Raw genomic sequence first — 1447 nt, 5'->3', positions numbered from 1 at the left:
CCTGGGGGGCGGCGTCGGCGGTGCGCAGGGCCACGGGCCGCACGGTGCGCCCGTCAAGGTACACCAGCACGCCGCGCACACCGGCGGGACCGCGTCCGGTGGCCTCGGCCAGCAGGCCCAGGTAGCGGCGCACCTGCGCCACATGGTCGTCGGAGGGGCGGCCCGTCTTCCATTCCACCACGGTGCAGGTTTCCCCGTCGTCCACCATGAGGTCGGTGCGGTGGATGCTGCCCTGCGCGTCCATGATGGACTGCTCCGGCACGCCGTGGGTGAACCAGTGCGCGGCCTGTGGCAGTGCCGCCAGCCACGCCAGCATGGCGGTGAGTTCGTTGGCCGTGGCTTCCGGTTCCGGCACCGGCAGGGGGAAGGCGCGCATGCCGTGGGCCACGGCGCGGGCGGCGTCCTGGTCCGGGGTGCCGGTAAGGCGCAGCTGTTCCAGGCAGGCATGCACCAGCATGCCGCGCCGCCGCTCGGTGAAGGTGAATTCCTCCAGCTGGTTGCGGAATATTTTCAGGCGCGGCAGCCACTGCATGGGCCGCCACGGGGCGGCAGGGGACGGCAGGTCCGGTGCGTGTGCTGCCGCGTACCCCGGTAGCGGGCCTGGTGCCGGGGCGGGAGCCGGGGAAGGTAACGGAGCGGGCACGGCCTCCGGAGCTTCGGGGGGCACTGTTTGCGCAGTCGCGTCTTCCCATGGGGATTCCTGCGCATCCTCTCGCGTCGCAGCGGCCTGCGCGTCCGTGCCTTGTGCCGGGGGCACTACCCCGGCCACGTATTCCTGTCCCGTGTCGATGTCGCACCCGGTCAGCAGGGCGCGCACCCCGGCCAGCAGGGACGAACTCCGTTCCGCGAACGGAGTGGAGGTGACGTAGGCGTGCAGTTCGTCCACGGGCCGCGTCCAGCCCACGTAGAGCAGATGCAGCTTTTCGGCGGCGGCAGCCGCCTGCGCGTGGTGGTAGCGGTCGCCCATTTCCGGGCACAGCGGGGCCAGCAGGGGCTGTCCGTCCAGTTCCGCCACCACCAGCGGCGGGTCGGTGCGATCGGGCTGGTGGTGGAAGGGAATCACCACCACCGGAAATTCCAGCCCCTTGGACTTGTGCATGGTCATCACCCGCACGGCGTCCATGGCCTCGGGCATGGGCACCTTTTCCTCGCCGCCGCTTTCGACCCAGAATTCCAGAAAGGTGGCCAGCGAGGTGAGGCCGCGCGATTCCGCGTTGTGCACCACTTCCAGAAAGCGGCGCACGTAGCCGATGTCCTCCGGATGGCGCTGCGCCACGCGGAAGCGTTCGAACACCTCGCGCACCGTGTCGTAGGGGCCCATCAGCCCGGCGCGGGCGTAGAACGGCGCCAGCCACGTTTCCCACGCCACGGGGAAGGTGGCGCGGAAATCGGCCAGCAGCCCCTTGCCGCCGCGCGGGTCATCGGCGGGGCGGGCGCAGCGGTCGGC

General features: G+C 71.1%; 1 protein-coding gene. It reads right to left on the bottom strand.

All coding sequences use genetic code 11. The features are described from left to right. The coding region (locus FVW27_RS15505; RefSeq protein WP_208294835.1) for a 3'-5' exonuclease at positions 1–1447 on the bottom strand (1447 nt) is incomplete at both ends.

The sequence above is a fragment of the Nitratidesulfovibrio liaohensis genome (genome assembly GCF_011682075.1).
In the GTDB taxonomy this organism is placed as follows: Bacteria; Desulfobacterota; Desulfovibrionia; order Desulfovibrionales; family Desulfovibrionaceae; genus Cupidesulfovibrio; species Cupidesulfovibrio liaohensis.
This window is presented reverse-complemented; position numbering and strand designations above follow the sequence as displayed.